The following is a 16,368-nucleotide window of genomic DNA, read 5'->3' as shown; positions in this document are numbered from 1 at the left end:
ATTATGAAAAAAATATTAGTTACCCTTTTATTAGTAGTTAGTTCTCTAGCTGTAAATGCTCAAGAAAATCTAACTTGGCATACCGATATGGCTAAAGCTTCAGAATTGTCAATAAAAGAGAAAAAACCATTATTATTGTTCTTTACCGGTTCAGATTGGTGTGGATGGTGTATCCGATTACAAAAAGAAGTTTTAAAAACTGATGATTTTGCAAAATGGGCTAAGGATAATGTAATTTTAGTTGAATTGGATTTCCCAAGAAGAACACCTCAAGATGAGGCTGTGAAAAAGCAAAATTATGAATTACAAAACATGTTTCAGGTAAGAGGTTATCCAACAATTTGGTTGGTTAATCCTGAGAAAAAAGAAGGTAAGACAAATCTTGTGGGATTAGGAAGTACTGGTTATGTAGCTGGCGGCCCTTCTAAATGGTTGGCCGAAGCAAATAAAATATTAAAGAAATAATTTTATTTTCTAATAATATAAAGTCCCTTTTCATACGTGCTATGAAAAGGGATTTTTTGTTTAATACAGGTAGCTTTCCAACGTTCAATTTTGTATTTCGAATTGCTATTGTCTGCAATAATGACTTTTGGCTGGTTTAATTCTATAAGCCTTTCAAGGTTAACTCTTGTGCCTTGTGTAAGAATAATTACATCTGGTTTTTGCGAAATTTTATACGTTGCTAAACTATCTACGATTAATACTTTAATATTCTTAAATAACAGAACATTTTCTAGAGGAAGAATAGATACGTTTTCTGTGAATGTTCCTCTTTTGTATTGCGATATATTTTCTGAGTTTTCTTCAGGATTATTTGTAAATGCTATAATTTTATTTTTTTGTTTAATTGTAATTAAACTGTTTTTACTTCCAAACACAGTTAACTCTTCACTACTGTTTTCTTCGTATTTAGTTGAAATATAACATATTTGTAATGAAATTACTGCGAATAAAACGTATTTAAAATTTTTAGAGCTTGGATGATACGTCCAATAAATTAATGTAGAAATCAATATGTAAGATGTAAAACAAAGAAGTAACGAAAAAGAAATATTCTTAATTACAAATGAATCAAACTGAGCTATCCAATTAATGTATTGGTTCATAAGTTCAATTACTTTTGAGAGCGCTATTCCAAAAAATAAAGCTATTGTATTTGAAATAAAATTAAAAAACAAAGTAATCATTCCTAAAAACAAGATTATTGTAGTTAATGGAATTACAATAATATTTGCTGCTAAAAAAAGCACCGGAAATTGATTGAAATAATATATGCTAAGTGGTAAAACCCCAATTTGTGCAGCTAAAGAAACTAAAATAATATCAGTTGAATAATTTATGATTTTGTTTTTAGAAAAGCGAAAATATTTAAAATAAGGATTCAGTAAAACAATAGAAATCACCGCCGCATAGCTCAATTGAAAACCAACGTCAAAAACATAATTCGGATTATAGCAAAGTAATAGTAATGCAGAAACTGCAATTGTATTGATTGTTTTTGTCTGTTGGTTAAAATGTTTTCCTATGGCTAAAATTGAGAACATTAGAACCGCTCTTGTAACCGAAGGTGATAATCCAGATAAGAAAGCAAAAAACCAAAGTATTCCTATTACTAAAGTTAAATTTATAATTTTTCCGTTTTTAATGCGATTAAGCGGTTTAAATAATAAACTTATAATAAGATATATAATTCCCACATGAAGCCCAGAAATAGCTAAAATATGTATTACGCCAGCGTTTGAATAAGACTGAATGGTTTCAGGGTCTAAAAGTATACGTTGTCCAAATAATAATGCATTTATTACACCTTTTGTTTTTTGGACAAAAGAATGTTGATTAAAACTGTTTAATAACTTCTCTCTAATCTCAAATAGGTAATAATCAAAGTTTTTTTCTTGACTGCTTATCTTTAAATTTTTCTCAGAAGCATATATTTGATGGAATATGTTTTGCTTTTCAATGTACCTCGCGTAATTAAATTGATACGGATTAAAGTTGTCTTTTATTGGATATAATTCTGTAATAACTGAAAAATGTAATCCAGGTTTTAATTTAAGATTACTTTCTTTCGGAATATAAATTAGTGTTTTTCCGCTTACAGTAGAGTTGTTTATTTTAGATATTTCAACAATATATTTGTCTTTGGTTTTAGAAGGCTTGGCAATGCTTTTAATGATTCCTTTTAAGAAAACTTTTTCTTTATTTGGAACTAAGTGAGTATAATGTGTTTCTTGGTTCTTTTCGTAATGAAAATATTGAAGAATAATCCCTAATTGAAATGCTATTATATATGTAATTAGCCCAAAAAGGAAAATACTGTTAGTCTCTTTTTTTAAAAAATGTAAAAAGGTAAAAAATGAAAGTGTAATTAAAGTTGAAATAACATAAACTGAAAAATCGAACTTAAAATAAGAACCAAATACGATTCCAATCACTAAAAATAGTGTAATAGGAATTATTGGAAATTTTAACGCCTTCAAAATTAATTTTTAAAAATTTATTCGATTATCCTTTTGATTTTTGCAAATGCTTTTTGGTAATAAGATTCTAATAATGATGAAATTACAACACCGCTGCTTGTTGAAGCGTGAATAAATTTAATTTCTCCATCATTGTTTTCGGTAACTATGCCAACATGATTAATTACATTTTTCCTACTGGTTTTAAAAAATATTAAATCGCCAGGTTTAGCTTTTGCTTTTTTGACTTTTCTTCCTTCTTCAGATTGAGCAATTGAAGTTCTAGGCAATTCAATTTCTGCTTCTTTATAAGATGTGCAAGTCAATCCAGAACAATCTAATCCATTTGAACTAGTTCCTCCATATCTATAAGGAGTTCCTAAAAAACCTTTCGCACTTTCAACAACATTTATAGCTTGTTTATTTAATTCGGATTTTTTTACAACAACTTCCTTTTTCTTTTTTTCAGATTTAGCAATAATTGCATCTTGTTTCTCTTTTTCTTTTTGTTCTTTTTTTGCTTTCTTTTCTGCGGTCTTTTTAGCAATTAGAATGCTTTTGTCTTTGTTGTATTCGTAAATTCCTTTTTCAATAGCTACCTCTTTAGAAGTAACAATGTTAGATTTTGATTTACAACTTATAAAAGTGATTGTGAATAGTATGAAATAGATGATTTTTTTCAAAATGTAATTTTTAATGAATTATTTTTTTAATGAATCAACAATTAAATGAGCTGTTTTTGCACTTGCGCCAGAACCACCAAGTTTAGATTCTAATAATTGATAATTTTCAAGCATCAAATCTCTATCTTTTCCTTCAGTGATTTTTTTTAATTCTATTTTTAAATTCTTAGTGTTCAATTCGTCTTGAATTAACTCTTTAACTACTTCTTTGTCCATAATTAGATTTACTAAAGAAATGTATTTTAATGTAATAATGCGTTTTGCAATTTGATATGAAACCCAACTTCCTTTATAGCAAACTACTTCGGGAACTTTAAACAAAGCAGTTTCTAAAGTCGCCGTTCCTGATGTTACAAGTGCTGCATGCGAAACACTTAATAAGTCGTAGGTTTTGTTCGATATAAATTTAATGTTTTTTTTGTTTAAAAATGGTTTGTAAAATTCAAAATCCTGGCTTGGCGCTCCAGCAATTACAAATTGATAATCTGGAAAATCTGAAACTACAGACAACATAATAGACAGCATTTTTGCAATTTCTTGTTTTCTACTTCCTGGCAACAATGCTACAATTGGTTTTTCGCTTAAGTTATGTTCTTTTCTGAATGCTTCAATAGATATGTCTTTTCTGTCTTCAATGGCATCGATTAACGGATGACCAACAAATGTTGCAGGGAAATTGTGTTTGTTTTCATAGAATTCTTTTTCAAACGGTAGAATAACATACATGAAATCGACATCGCGTTTTATAGCTTTAATTCTATTTTCTTTCCAGGCCCAAATTTGGGGTGAAATATAATAATGTGTAGGAATTTTTCTTTCTTTTGCCCAAGTAGCAATTCGCATATTAAAACCAGGATAATCAATAAAAATAATACAATCAGGATTGAATTGTTCAATGTCTTTTTTGCAAATTTTTATATTGTTTAAAATGGTTTTTAAATTTAAAATTACTTCAAGGAACCCCATAAAAGCAAGTTCGCGATAATGTTTTACCAAAGTACCGCCAACATTTTGCATTAAATCACCGCCCCAAAAGCGTATTTCAGCATTTGGATCTTCTTTATACAAGTTTTTCATTAAGTTGGCACCATGTAAATCTCCTGATGCTTCTCCTGCTATGATGTAGTATTTCATTACATTATCAAAGTTATAAGAGTAATAATAAACATAGCCAAGACAACCCCTTTTGCCATAACATCTTTGTTTTTTTGCAATAAAATAAAAAAGATAATAAGGTTTAAAATGGCACCAAGTGTTATTACTTTGTTTAAAATTCCTCTTTTGTTCATTGCGGTTACTCCTTCGATAAATCCAAAATCTGTAAAGAATTGAAGGAAAATGAAGCAACCTACAACTGCGCCAATAATTCCTAATAAAACCCCAATTATTAAATCTTTCTTATTTTTCATATGTAGCTTTTTATTGTTTTTTATTGGTCATATGTAATTCGCATTTCTTCATTAGTGTTTGAGACCAGTTTATGGTCGTGCTCATTTCATAATTATAAATCCCAATTATTAATTGTTTGTATGGCATGATGTGCAGTTAAATCAAACTGAACAGGCACAATTGAAACATAGCCATTTTCTAATGCCCATTCATCAGTATCTTGTCCTTTATCTTTGTTTACAAATTCACCACTAAGCCAATAATATTCTTTACCTTGCGGATTGGTTCTTTTGTCAAATTTCTCTTCCCAGTTGGCTTTTGCTTGACGGCAAATTTTAACGCCATTTATTTTTCCTGTTTTTTCTTTCGGAAAATTAACATTTAAAACAACACCTTCGGGCAAACCTTTTTCAAGAACTTCAAGCGTAATTTTTTTTACCCATTTTTTAATAGGTTCTAAATTAGTTTCCCAACTGTAATCTAAATGAGAAAATCCTATTGCAGGAATCCCTTCAATTCCGGCTTCCACTGCAGCACTCATTGTCCCTGAATAAATTACATTTATTGAAGAATTAGAGCCATGATTAATTCCAGAAACACATAAGTCAGGTTTTCTTTTTAATATCTCATTTACAGCAATTTTCACACAATCAACTGGAGTGCCAGAACAACTGTATTCATGTTCTAATTCGGTATCTAATTTTATTTTATCAATATGTAATGTGTTGTTAGTTGTAATTGCGTGTCCCATGGCGCTTTGAGGACTGTCGGGAGCAACAACAACAACATCTCCAATGGTTTTCATGACTTCGATTAAAGTTCTTATTCCAGGAGAAACTATACTATCGTCATTGGTAACTAAAATAAGAGGCTTATTCATTACTAATATATTTTTGGCTAATTTAATTAATTTAAACGTAAAAAATAAGATTAAGTGTTAATCTCATTAGTAATCTTTAACAAAAAATTATCGTATATTACGTTTTTATGGCATGGTTTTTTATGTACCTTAGTTGAAAATTTTATTAATGAAACGAATTGTTGATTTTATGAAAAGAAATTATAAAATAATTTTACTTATAACTGCACTTTCTGCAGTGTTATGGAGTTTTGTTCCTACTACAAAAAATGAAGATCCTGAGAAAGATAAAGTATTACTTGAGCTTTTAACTCTTGTGCTGGAAAAAGGGCATTATAGTCCAATTGCTATGGATGACGAGTTTTCTAAAAATGTATACGCTAAATATTTAACAGCAATTGATCCGTCAAAGCGTTTTTTCTTGCAATCTGACATGGATGAGTTTTCAAAATATGAAACGTCTATTGATGATATGATTAAAAACAAAGACCTTACTTTTTTTGATTTAACAAATGCTAGATTGCTTAAGCGAGTACATGAATCAAGAGATATTTATAAAGAAATTTTAAGTAAGCCCTTGGATTTTTCAACTAATGAAATGATTAATGTTGAATATGAAAAACAAGCTAACGCTAAAACAAAATCGGGTATTAGTGAAAGATGGGAAAAACAATTAAAACTTTCTATTTTACCAAGTATTATTGATAAACAAAAAATTGAAACTACTAAAAAAGAAAAAGACTCAACATACGTAATTAAAACTTTTAAAGAAATTGAAGTAGAAGCTAGAGAAAATTCTTTAAAATCATTAAATGAATATTTTGATTTTATTGAAAAAGAACTAGACAGAAATGATTGGTTTTCAATTTTTATTAATTCTATAGTGGAGCGTTTTGATCCTCATACATTTTATTTTTCACCAGATGATAAAGATAAATTTGACATCAGTATGAGTGGTAAGTTTGAAGGAATTGGAGCACGATTACAAAAGAAAAATGATGCTGTTGAAGTTTCTGAATTAATTTCCGGAGGTCCGGCATGGAGAGGAAAAAAGCTCGAAGCTGGAGATTTAATTCTTAAAGTTGCCCAAGGAGATGAAGAACCATTAGATATTGCTGGAATGCGATTAGATGATGTTGTGAAAAAAATTAAAGGACCAAAAGGTACTGAGGTTCGTTTGACAGTTAAAAAAGTAGACGGAACTTTAGAAGTAATTTCAATTATTCGTGATGAGGTTGAAACGGAAGAAACTTTTGCTAAGTCATCAATCATTGATAAGCAAGGGGAGAAGTATGGTATTATTTATTTGCCTAAATTCTACATAAGTTTTGATAATAAAGACGAAAGAGATGCATTTAAAGATGTAGCAATTGAAATTGAAAAGTTAAAAAAACAGAACATAAAAGGTTTAATAATTGACTTAAGAGGAAATGGAGGAGGTTCTTTAGAGACTGTAGTTAATATGACGGGATTGTTTATTGAACAAGGACCAATAGTTCAGGTTAAATCTCCAAACAGAAGACCTGAAATTCTTTCAGATAAAGATTCTAGAGTGCAATGGACTGGTCCATTAGTAGTAATGGTTGATAATTTTTCAGCTTCAGCTTCTGAGATATTTGCTGCAGCTATTCAAGATTACAAAAGAGGTGTAGTTATTGGAAGTAAGCATACCTATGGAAAGGGAACTGTTCAAAATGTAATTGATTTAAATCAATTTATTAGAGGTAGTTCTTATGGGGATATGGGAGCTTTAAAAACGACTACTCAAAAGTTTTATAGAATTAATGGGGGTTCAACACAACGTGAGGGTGTTTTAAGTGATGTAGTTTTACCAGATAGATTTGCTTTTTTAGATATGGGTGAGCGTGATGAAAAAGAGGCATTACCTTGGGATAAGATTGAACAAGCAAGCTATAAGCCGGTTTTTTCTGGGTTTGAACCAATAATAGCAAAAAGTAAAGCAAGAATTGATGTAAACGAACAGTTTAAGTTAATAACTGAAAATGCAAAGTGGATTTTTGAAAGAAAAGATATTAATGATTACAGTTTAAACATAGATGTGTTTAAAAAGGAAATTGATGATTCTGATGCCCAATTAAAAAAGTTTAAAGCAATTTCAAATTTTCATAATAAATTAATATTTACATCTCTACCTGAAGAAGCTGTTGTTTTAGAAAAAGATGAGCTTTTAAAGGAGAAAAGACAGCGTTGGTATGACGATATGGAAAAAGATGTTTATATAGATGAGGGTGTTAATATTCTTTCTGATTTAAAAGTATATAATGATGTTAAGCCTATTGCTCAAAATAAGAAGAAAAAACTTGTAAGAGTTGACTAAAAACAATTTAAAAAGCCTCTAAAATATTTAGAGGCTTTTTTTTAATCTAATTTATCTAATTTTCGTTCTGATTTTTTTAAATCATTCTCTAAGTCTTTAAGTTTTTCTTGTTTCTTTTTTAATTTATCAAGCCATTTAATTTCATCATTTGGAGAAAGCTTTCCTTTTCTTTTAAGTTTTTCAAATTTTTCAGTTTCCTTTACTATATCCTTACTTTGCGATGAAATTCTTTTTTTATCTTTAGCAACGTTTGCTCTTGCTTTGTCAAGTTTTTTACGTTCTTTTTCAAGCTTTTTTACCTCCTGTTCAGCTTTTTTTCTATCCTTTTCAGCTTTCTCTCTTTCTTTTTCAGCTTTTTCAAACTCTTTTATACGCTCTTTTTCAGCTTTTTCTAAAGCCATTTGCTTCTCTAAGCTAATTCTTTCATGTTCTGCTTTCTCAATTTTCAATGTTGCTGTTTTTAAAGCAAGACTATCGGAAGTAGGTACTTGTGAAAAACAAAATTGAAGTCCAAGAATCATTATGATTAAAAAATGTTTTGTTTTCATATCTATTTAATTAAAATTATATTTACAAAGTTAACAAAAACAACACCTTAATGATTAATTATAATTCTTTTATTTCATTCTTATTAATTATCAGTTTTACATCTTGTAAACATATTGAAATAGAAAACTTAAACACTGAAGAAATTTCAGATGGAATTTCAGGTGAGTTTAATTTTTTACCAACTTCAACTTCTGGAAAAATATATTCTCATGATGCATATAGCTTTTCATATGTTGAGAAACACGAACAAGCAGAATGGGTAGCTTATGAGTTAAATGATTCTGATTTTTCAAACACTAATAATTACAACAGGCCTTATTTTAATCAAGATCCATTAGTAGGAACAAAATCTGCTGATTGGAGAAATTATAAGAAATCAGGTTATAATAAAGGACATCTTTGCCCAGCTGGAGATAGAAAAAAATCATATGAATTATATAAAGAGACTTTTTTTACTTCAAATGCTTCTCCACAATTATATAAATTTAATGCAGGAATATGGAATAGACTTGAGCAAAAAACAAGATATTGGGCCAGTAAATATGATGGGGTTTATGTTATAACTGGAGGTGTTTTAGTGCCAAATTTGAAAACAATAGGTGAAGAAAAAGTTTCTGTCCCAAATTATTTTTACAAGATACTATTAACTAAGGATAAAAAAAGAATGATTGGTTTTTTACTACCACATAGAGAATCAGAAAAATCCCTATATGAGTTTGCAGTATCGGTAGATGAAATAGAAAAAGTAACAGGGATTGATTTTTTTCCAGAACTTGAAGATTTTATCGAAGATGAACTTGAAAGAAACTCAAATTATAAGAAATGGAGTTTTTAATTACCACTCATTTACCTTATTGGCATCTAGCTTAATAAAAATAAACAGCATTATTGTAAACGCCCATAAACTTGAACCTCCATACGAGAAAAATGGTAATGGTACACCAATTGTTGGAAACAACTTAATCAACATGGCTATATTTACAAAAAAGTGAGTAAATAAATATGTAGCAACACAATAACCATAAACTCTACTGAATTTGGTTTTTTGTCTTTCTGCTAAATACAAAATACGCAAAAAGAGTGATGCAAATAACAAAATAACAAATACGCTACCTAAAAAGCCCCACTCTTCACCAACAGTTGTAAATATATAATCTGTATGCTGCTCTGGAACGAATCCGCCCTTAGTTTGAGTACCTTCTAGGTATCCTTTTCCTAGCAAGCCACCTGAACCAATTGCAATCATTGATTGATTTAGGTTGTATCCTTCATTTTTTAAATCTACATTGTCGCCAATTAATACATCTATTCTGTCTTTTTGATGTGGCTCTAAGACATCATTATACAAGTAGTTAACAGAAAAAGAAAATGCCCCAACTAAAATAAATACTAAGAAATATATTATTGGGTTTCTTGATATTTTTCTATTTGTAATGTAATGTAAAAGCATAACTACAAAAGCAGCAATAATAATGTAAAGTGGGTTTAACAACAACGCCAAAAAAAACAAAATAATTGCCACTACTCCAGAAATTAAGTACCATGATGGCAATCCTTCTCTATTCAATACAAAAATTAGAGATAAAAAAATCATTGCACTTCCTGCATCGGGTTGCATTAAGATTAACAATATTGGTAATCCTATAATTGCAAAACCAATAAGTTGATGTTTGGTTTTTGCTAAATTAACTTGTGAATAGCTTAGATACTTAGCTAATAATAAAGCTGTTCCTGTTTTTACAAATTCCGAAGGTTGAAATCCAAAACCTCCAAATTGATACCAATTTGTTTGCCCTTTTTTAGTAACTCCAAAAACAAATAAGCCAAGTAACAAAATAATACCTAGTCCATAGAACACAAAACATAATCTTTCAAAAACCTTTGCATCAGTTAATAATAATGCTAAAATAAGTGGTATGCTTAATCCAATGAAAAGCATTTGTCTTCCATAAATTTGGGTTACATCAAACAATGATGTTTCTTCTAACGGCAATGAAGCGGAATAAATAGTCATCCAGCCACCTATAACCAACATCATGTATAGCAAGAGTGTTAACCAATCAATATTGTTTCCTATACTTTGATTCTTCATTTAATTTTCTTCTTCTTTTTTAGCTTCTAATTTTTTGATTTCAATTTTATTTATTGAATCTTTCACCTTAGTATAAGTTTCGTTTCTTTGGTAAATGATGTTTTCAATTTTACGGTATTCATCTTGAATACTTCCATTTAACATTCTAGTTTCTAAATCAGTCCTAGATATTTCCCCATTTACATATTTTTCAATCATTAAAGTAGCTATTGGTCCTGCCCATCGACTGCCCCAATACCCATTTTCGATAAATACAGCAATAGCTATTTTTGGGTCTTCAGCAGGCGCAAAAGCCACAAATATAGAGTGATCTTTCAATTGATAAGTTTTACCTGCAACTCTTATTTTATTTTCAGCTGTACCTGTTTTTCCGCAAATTCTTAGTCCTTCAACCTTTAATCCAGAAGCAGTACCAAAATTATAAACATCTTCAAGACCTTTAATTACAGGTTCGAAATATTTTTCATCAATAGTACTTTGATGTTTTGTTGTAAATTTTTTATCTAATTTTTTTCCTTTAATACTTTTAACAATATGAGGCGTATAATAATAACCTTTATTTGCAACAACTGCCATCATATTTGCTAATTGTATAGGAGTTGTTAAAACCTCTCCTTGGCCAATAGAATTTGATATTATATATGAACTTCTAATTGTTGCTCCATTATAAACTCTTTTATAAAGTTTTGAGTCAGGAACTAAACCTTTTCTTCCTGTAGGCATATCAGTACCAAGAAATTGACCTAAACCAAAACTTTTTACATGTTTATTCCAATTATCAACACTGTAATAGGAATCAGTATACTTTTCTATAGTCCTTTTATAAACATTTCCAAAATAGCTATTACAAGACTTATAGATACCATTGTTTAACTGCAAAGTATGTAACCCACAATGACAACCCATGAATCTACCAAAATTGAATCCGTGATTACAATAAAAAGTAGTTTGTTCATCAATAACCTCTTCTTGAAGACCAATTAAACCAGTTACAATTTTAAATGGTGAACCTGGCGGATATTCTGCTTGTAAACCTCTATCGTATAGTGGCTTTGCAATTGAATCATAATACAAAGCTGTATAGTTTTTTGATCTTTGTCTACCAACTAGTAATGCGGGATCATAAGTAGGTGCAGAAACTAATGCTAGAATTTCACCTGTCTTAGGTTCGATAGCTACAATTCCTCCTCGCTTATTAATCATTAATTCTGTTCCGTATTTTTGAAGCTCAGCATCAATTGTAAGAGTTAAATCATTTCCTTGTTTTGCAATAGTGTCAAATAGACCTTCCTTGTAAGGTCCTATAATTTTATTGTGTTTGTCTCTTAATAAATACTTTACTCCTTTTACGCCTCTTAATGTTTCTTCATATTCTTGTTCAACACCTTGTCTTCCTATTAAATCGCCACTGTTGTAATAGGGTTGTTTTTTAATAATCCCTTCATTTACCTGAGTAATAAAACCAAAAATATTTGCTCCATAATTAACTTGATAATCTCTTAATGCTCTTTTTTGAGCATAGAAGCCTTCAAATTTTCGTTCTTTTTCTTGAAAACCGGCATACTCTTTTTTGTTTAGTTGTGCCAAGAAAACAGAAGGTAGTCTCGGACTATAAACAATTGCTTTTTCAATTTTTTTTATGAAAGTCTCTTTAGTTATATTTAATAGTTGGCAAAATTCTAAAGTATCAATATCTTTCATTTCCCTTGGAACAACCATAATATCATAAGATGGTTGATTAGCTACTAAAAGCTTTCCGTTTCTATCATAAATATAACCTCTCTCTGGAAATTCAAATACTTTTTTTATTGCGTTGTTTTCAGATTTAAGCTTTAATGTATCATCAATTACTTGCAAATAAAATATACGAGCAATTAATATTATTGTTGTAACAATAATAACCGATGGTAATACAGCTTTTCTCATCGTTTAGAAGGTTTAATTAAATAGATAATTAATAAGCAAAAAAGCAATGTAAATAAAGTGGTTGATAAAGTTCGTATTAAGGCCGAAACAATTAAACTAAAACGATAGTATTCTAATGAAAAAAGTATAAAGTGATGAATGAAAACTGCTAAGAACAAAAAAGTAATCCTTTCTGGCGTTAATTTATCTGCAATTTTGACGGTTTGATATTCGTAGCTTAATCCAAAAGAAAATTTAAACAAACTAGGTCTTGCAAAAGCTAAAATTAATGAAGCTGCAGCATGAACGCCTCCAGAATTTAAAAACATATCAAGTAACAATCCTATGGTAAAACTACACAACAATAAAACTGATTTATTTCCATTTACCGGGAACAAAAGTATAAATAACAAATAGGGATAAGGATTTATATATCCAAGTAAATTAATATTGTTGAATATCAAAATTTGAATAACTAGGAAAATTATAAATCGAAATATGTTTAATAAATTATTATTCACTTATTTTTTAATAGTTTCTTGTTCTAGATTTTGTTTTTCTTTTTTCTTTTTATTTTCGATAATGTAAACGTACCCTAATGAAGTCATGTCGTTAAATAATCTTACATTAATTGTATAGTAATTAGTTTTAGTGTCAATGAAAACCTTATCAATTTTTCCAATTGGAATATTCTCAGGAAATATTTCAGATTCAGCTCCAGTTACAATTGAGTCACCTTTCCTTAATGATGCAAGCCTAGGAACATCGATTAACTGAACGTATCCTACATTTTTCCCATCCCAAACTAAAGAACCAAAGTGGTCTGAGTTTTTAATTTTTGCATTAATTCTAGATTTAGTATTAAGTACACTCAAAACAGTAGAGTAATTTTTCGACGTCTTCTCAATAATTCCTACAACCCCTTTTTCATTTACAACTCCCATGTCTGTTTTAATACTATCAATACTTCCAGAGTTTAAGGTTAAATAGTTTTCTCTAGTGTTAAAAACATTTTTAATTACTTTAGACATTCTTACATTTATGTCAAACAATTGTTCTGAATGAATATTTTTACTTGGTAAGGTTGTATCTTTTTTATTAAATAAAATTTCTTTCAAAAGGGCATTTTCTTCTGCAAGTCTTAAATTTTTTTCTCTTAAACTTAAATATTCATTCGTATTGTCTATTTTTTGATATACCGAACCAGAAATACTATTTGCTGTGTTAATATACTCGCTTCTATGGTAAGAATGCGATTTAATAGTTAATGTTAATGAAATACCCAAAAGCAGCAAAAACAGCAATTTATAGCTGTTTTTAAATATAAAGTTTATTATTTGCTGCATTTATCTTTCTTATTTTATAAGGATACTTTTGTATTTATTAATGTTTTTAAGAGCTATTCCAGTCCCTCTTACAACTGCTCTTAAAGGGTCTTCTGCAATATAAACTGGAAGGTCTGTTTTTAAGGATATTCGTTTATCTAATCCTCTAAGCATTGATCCTCCACCTGCAAGATAAATACCGGTATTATAAATATCTGCAGCTAATTCAGGAGGAGTTTGAGATAACGTCTCCATTACTGCATCTTCAATTCTTTGTATGGACTTGTCTAGAGCTTTAGCAATTTCTCTGTAAGAAACATCAACTTGTTTTGGTTTACCTGTTAACAAATCTCTACCTTGAACAGACATCTCTTCTGGAGCGTTATCCAAATCTTCAGTAGCTGCTCCTATTTGTATTTTAATTTTCTCTGCAGAAGTTTCTCCTACAAATAAATTATGTTGTGTTCTCATGTAATAAATAATATCATTTGTAAATACATCACCTGCAATTTTTACAGATTTATCACAAACAATACCACCAAGAGCAATAACTGCAATTTCAGTAGTACCGCCGCCTATATCTACAATCATATTTCCTTTTGGTTGCATAATATCTACACCAATTCCAATAGCTGCTGCCATTGGTTCATGTATTAAGTATACTTCTTTACCATTTACACGCTCACAAGATTCTTTAACAGCACGCATCTCAACCTCGGTAATACCAGAAGGAATACATACTACCATTCTAAGAGCAGGTGTAAATAGTCTTTTCTTTAAAGCAGGAATACTTTTAATGAAAAGGTTAATCATTTTTTCAGAAGCATCAAAATCTGCAATAACACCATCTTTTAATGGCCTAATGGTCTTAATGTTTTCATGTGTTTTACCTTGCATCATGTTGGCTTCTTTTCCAACAGCGATTATTTTCCCAGTAATTCTATCACGAGCTACAATTGACGGACTGTCAATTACAACTTTGTCATTGTGAATTATTAAGGTATTTGCGGTACCAAGGTCAATTGCGATGTCCTCAGTCATGAAATCAAAAAATCCCATAAGCTTTTTTCGGGTGTTAAATATTTAAAATAGCGACTATGTTACAAATGTAATAAAATTAATGTTTAAAATGACGTGTTCCAGTAAATACCATTGATAAGTTATTTTCGTCGCAATAATTTATACTTAATTCGTCTTTAATTGAACCTCCAGGTTGAATAACCGCAGTTACTCCAGCCTTATTAGCAATTTCTACACAATCTGGAAAAGGAAAGAAAGCGTCACTTGCCATGACACAACCTGTTAAGTCAAATTCAAATGAAGTTGCTTTTTCAATTGCTTGTCTCAAAGCGTCAACTCTTGACGTTTGCCCTGTTCCAGATGCACAAAGCTGCTTGTTTTTTGCTAATACAATTGTATTAGACTTTGTATGTTTACAAATTTTAGAAGCAAATAATAAATCTTCTATTTCTTCACTTGTTGGTGCAACTTTAGTTACAGTTTTCAAATTTGTAATACTGTCTGTAATATTGTTTTTATCTTGAATTAATAATCCATTTAGACAAGTACGAACTTGTTTTGAAGGTAAAACAACATCATTTTGTACCAATAAAATTCTATTTTTCTTTTCTTCTAACAATTGAATAGCATCCTCATCAAATGAAGGAGCAATTACCACTTCACAAAACAGATTGTGAATTTCTTCGGCTGTAGCCAAATCGATATTTCCGTTAGCAATTAAAACACCTCCAAAAGCAGAAGTTGGATCACCAGCTAATGCGTCTACATAAGCTTCCCTCATCGTATCCCTAGATGCAATTCCACATGCATTATTGTGTTTTAAAATAGCAAAAGTTGGAATGTCATTTTTAAATTCTGACATTAAATTAACAGCAGCATCAACATCTAACAAATTGTTATATGACAATTCTTTACCGCTTAATTTTTTGAACATTTTGTCAAAATCACCAAAGAAAAATCCTTTTTGATGTGGGTTTTCACCATATCTTAATACTTGCCCATTAGCAATACTCTCTTTATAAAAAGTATCATCAGTATTAAAATAATTAAATATAGCTGTATCATAGTTTGAAGAAACATGGAATGCCTTTGTTGCTAGTAATCTTCTTTGTTCTAAAGTTGTATTGCCTTTTCCATGTGTGTAAAAATCTAAAAACGTTGCGTAATCATCCACTGAAGCAACAATTACCGTGTCTTTGAAATTTTTTGCAGCAGCTCTAATTAAAGAAATTCCACCAATATCAATTTTTTCAATAATATCAGCCTCAATCGCACCAGATGCAACTGTTTTTTCAAAAGGATATAAATCTACAATAACCAAATCCAATTGAGGAATATTAAACTCTTTCATTTGAGCAACATCACTTGGATTATCTTGACGATTTAAAATTCCACCAAATACTTTTGGGTGTAATGTTTTTACTCTTCCTCCTAAAATTGAAGGGTATGAAGTAACATCTTCTACCGCTACAACCGGAATTCCTAATCCTTTAATAAATGATTCTGTTCCTCCTGTTGAATAAATAGTAACATTTTTTTCATGAAGAGACTTAACTATTGGCTCTAAACCTGTTTTGTCAAATACTGAAATTAATGCCGATTGAATTGATTTTGTAGTGTTCATTTTTGTAGTGTTGTTTTGAGTTGCAAAAGTAGTTATTGAAAACTTAACATTCAAAAGTTTAGCAAGAAGTTTTTTGTTTTTTTATCAATAAAATTGTAACATATTATTACTTCAATCTACTA

Annotated in this window: 15 protein-coding genes; 3 read left to right on the top strand and 12 right to left on the bottom strand. The window is 29.7% G+C overall.

The window, feature by feature from the left end; translation table 11 throughout:
* Nucleotides 1-3: 3 nt before the first annotated feature.
* Nucleotides 4-465 carry a thioredoxin family protein gene (locus ACQ65T_RS01985; protein WP_430399433.1) on the top strand — a complete coding sequence of 154 codons (462 nt, stop codon included), beginning with the start codon at nt 4-6 and terminating at the stop codon, nt 463-465.
* A gap of 2 nt (nt 466-467) precedes the next feature.
* Here the strand turns inward: ACQ65T_RS01985 and ACQ65T_RS01980 are convergent, their stop codons facing one another.
* The 5 genes from ACQ65T_RS01980 to surE form a co-directional block, all read right to left on the bottom strand.
* A complete protein-coding gene (locus ACQ65T_RS01980) occupies nt 468-2,483 on the bottom strand; it encodes a ComEC/Rec2 family competence protein (RefSeq protein WP_430399432.1) in 2,016 nt (671 codons plus the stop codon).
* 17 nt (nt 2,484-2,500) lie between these two features.
* The gene (locus tag ACQ65T_RS01975; protein ID WP_430399431.1) at nt 2,501-3,145 is read right to left on the bottom strand and encodes a C40 family peptidase; all 645 of its coding nucleotides are present in this window, start codon (nt 3,143-3,145) and stop codon (nt 2,501-2,503) included.
* A gap of 18 nt (nt 3,146-3,163) precedes the next feature.
* The gene (gene lpxB / locus ACQ65T_RS01970) at nt 3,164-4,279 is read right to left on the bottom strand and encodes a lipid-A-disaccharide synthase (protein ID WP_430399430.1); all 1,116 of its coding nucleotides are present in this window, start codon (nt 4,277-4,279) and stop codon (nt 3,164-3,166) included.
* Nucleotides 4,279-4,554, bottom strand: a complete 276-nt coding sequence (locus tag ACQ65T_RS01965) for a hypothetical protein (protein ID WP_430399429.1) — start codon at nt 4,552-4,554, stop codon at nt 4,279-4,281. The genes lpxB and ACQ65T_RS01965 overlap by 1 nt, the downstream gene beginning before the upstream one ends.
* 92 nt (nt 4,555-4,646) lie before the next feature.
* A complete protein-coding gene (surE, locus tag ACQ65T_RS01960; protein WP_430399428.1) occupies nt 4,647-5,414 on the bottom strand; it encodes a 5'/3'-nucleotidase SurE in 768 nt (255 codons plus the stop codon).
* A 148-nt stretch (nt 5,415-5,562) separates the two neighbouring features.
* Between surE and ACQ65T_RS01955 the strand changes: the two genes are divergently transcribed.
* Nucleotides 5,563-7,731 (top strand): carboxy terminal-processing peptidase, encoded by a 2,169-nt coding sequence (locus ACQ65T_RS01955; protein ID WP_430399427.1) that lies wholly within the window; start codon nt 5,563-5,565, stop codon nt 7,729-7,731.
* Nucleotides 7,732-7,772: 41 nt separating this feature from the next.
* Here ACQ65T_RS01955 and ACQ65T_RS01950 read toward each other — a convergent pair whose 3' ends face one another.
* A complete protein-coding gene (locus tag ACQ65T_RS01950) occupies nt 7,773-8,279 on the bottom strand; it encodes a hypothetical protein (protein WP_430399426.1) in 507 nt (168 codons plus the stop codon).
* 50 nt (nt 8,280-8,329) lie between these two features.
* On the opposite strand from ACQ65T_RS01950, the gene ACQ65T_RS01945 reads away from it, so the two are divergent.
* Nucleotides 8,330-9,115 carry a DNA/RNA non-specific endonuclease gene (locus ACQ65T_RS01945; RefSeq protein WP_430399425.1) on the top strand — a complete coding sequence of 262 codons (786 nt, stop codon included), beginning with the start codon at nt 8,330-8,332 and terminating at the stop codon, nt 9,113-9,115.
* On the opposite strand, the gene rodA is transcribed toward ACQ65T_RS01945, so the two are convergent.
* The 6 genes from rodA to purH are packed head-to-tail and all read right to left on the bottom strand — an operon-like array spanning nt 9,116 to nt 16,246.
* On the bottom strand, nt 9,116-10,372 hold the full coding sequence (gene rodA, locus ACQ65T_RS01940) for a rod shape-determining protein RodA (protein ID WP_430399424.1): 1,257 nt from the start codon (nt 10,370-10,372) through the stop codon (nt 9,116-9,118).
* Complete coding sequence (mrdA, locus tag ACQ65T_RS01935; protein WP_430399423.1) at nt 10,373-12,298, bottom strand: penicillin-binding protein 2; 1,926 nt, start codon at nt 12,296-12,298, stop codon at nt 10,373-10,375.
* Nucleotides 12,295-12,798, bottom strand: a complete 504-nt coding sequence (locus ACQ65T_RS01930; RefSeq protein WP_430399422.1) for a rod shape-determining protein MreD — start codon at nt 12,796-12,798, stop codon at nt 12,295-12,297. The genes mrdA and ACQ65T_RS01930 overlap by 4 nt, the downstream gene beginning before the upstream one ends.
* Nucleotides 12,799-13,623 (bottom strand): rod shape-determining protein MreC, encoded by an 825-nt coding sequence (gene mreC, locus ACQ65T_RS01925; RefSeq protein ID WP_430399421.1) that lies wholly within the window; start codon nt 13,621-13,623, stop codon nt 12,799-12,801.
* 9 nt (nt 13,624-13,632) lie between these two features.
* Nucleotides 13,633-14,661, bottom strand: a complete 1,029-nt coding sequence (locus ACQ65T_RS01920; protein WP_430399420.1) for a rod shape-determining protein — start codon at nt 14,659-14,661, stop codon at nt 13,633-13,635.
* A 58-nt stretch (nt 14,662-14,719) separates the two neighbouring features.
* Complete coding sequence (purH, locus tag ACQ65T_RS01915; RefSeq protein WP_430399419.1) at nt 14,720-16,246, bottom strand: bifunctional phosphoribosylaminoimidazolecarboxamide formyltransferase/IMP cyclohydrolase; 1,527 nt, start codon at nt 16,244-16,246, stop codon at nt 14,720-14,722.
* Nucleotides 16,247-16,368 lie beyond the last annotated feature (122 nt).

The organism is Flavobacterium sp. (genome assembly GCF_965284515.1).
GTDB lineage: Bacteria > Bacteroidota > Bacteroidia > Flavobacteriales > Flavobacteriaceae > Flavobacterium.
This window is presented reverse-complemented; position numbering and strand designations above follow the sequence as displayed.

Excerpts from the sequence above, each read along its gene's own strand:
- ACQ65T_RS01985 (WP_430399433.1), top strand. The coding sequence starts at position 4 with ATGAAAAAAATATTAGTTACCCTTTTATTAGTAGTTAGTTCTCTAGCT.
- lpxB (WP_430399430.1), bottom strand. The coding sequence starts at position 4,279 with ATGAAATACTACATCATAGCAGGAGAAGCATCAGGAGATTTACATGGT.
- ACQ65T_RS01965 (WP_430399429.1), bottom strand. The coding sequence starts at position 4,554 with ATGAAAAATAAGAAAGATTTAATAATTGGGGTTTTATTAGGAATTATT.
- surE (WP_430399428.1), bottom strand. The coding sequence starts at position 5,414 with ATGAATAAGCCTCTTATTTTAGTTACCAATGACGATAGTATAGTTTCT.
- ACQ65T_RS01955 (WP_430399427.1), top strand. The coding sequence starts at position 5,563 with ATGAAACGAATTGTTGATTTTATGAAAAGAAATTATAAAATAATTTTA.
- ACQ65T_RS01950 (WP_430399426.1), bottom strand. The coding sequence starts at position 8,279 with ATGAAAACAAAACATTTTTTAATCATAATGATTCTTGGACTTCAATTT.
- ACQ65T_RS01945 (WP_430399425.1), top strand. The coding sequence starts at position 8,330 with ATGATTAATTATAATTCTTTTATTTCATTCTTATTAATTATCAGTTTT.
- rodA (WP_430399424.1), bottom strand. The coding sequence starts at position 10,372 with ATGAAGAATCAAAGTATAGGAAACAATATTGATTGGTTAACACTCTTG.
- mrdA (WP_430399423.1), bottom strand. The coding sequence starts at position 12,298 with ATGAGAAAAGCTGTATTACCATCGGTTATTATTGTTACAACAATAATA.
- mreC (WP_430399421.1), bottom strand. The coding sequence starts at position 13,623 with ATGCAGCAAATAATAAACTTTATATTTAAAAACAGCTATAAATTGCTG.
- ACQ65T_RS01920 (WP_430399420.1), bottom strand. The coding sequence starts at position 14,661 with ATGGGATTTTTTGATTTCATGACTGAGGACATCGCAATTGACCTTGGT.
- purH (WP_430399419.1), bottom strand. The coding sequence starts at position 16,246 with ATGAACACTACAAAATCAATTCAATCGGCATTAATTTCAGTATTTGAC.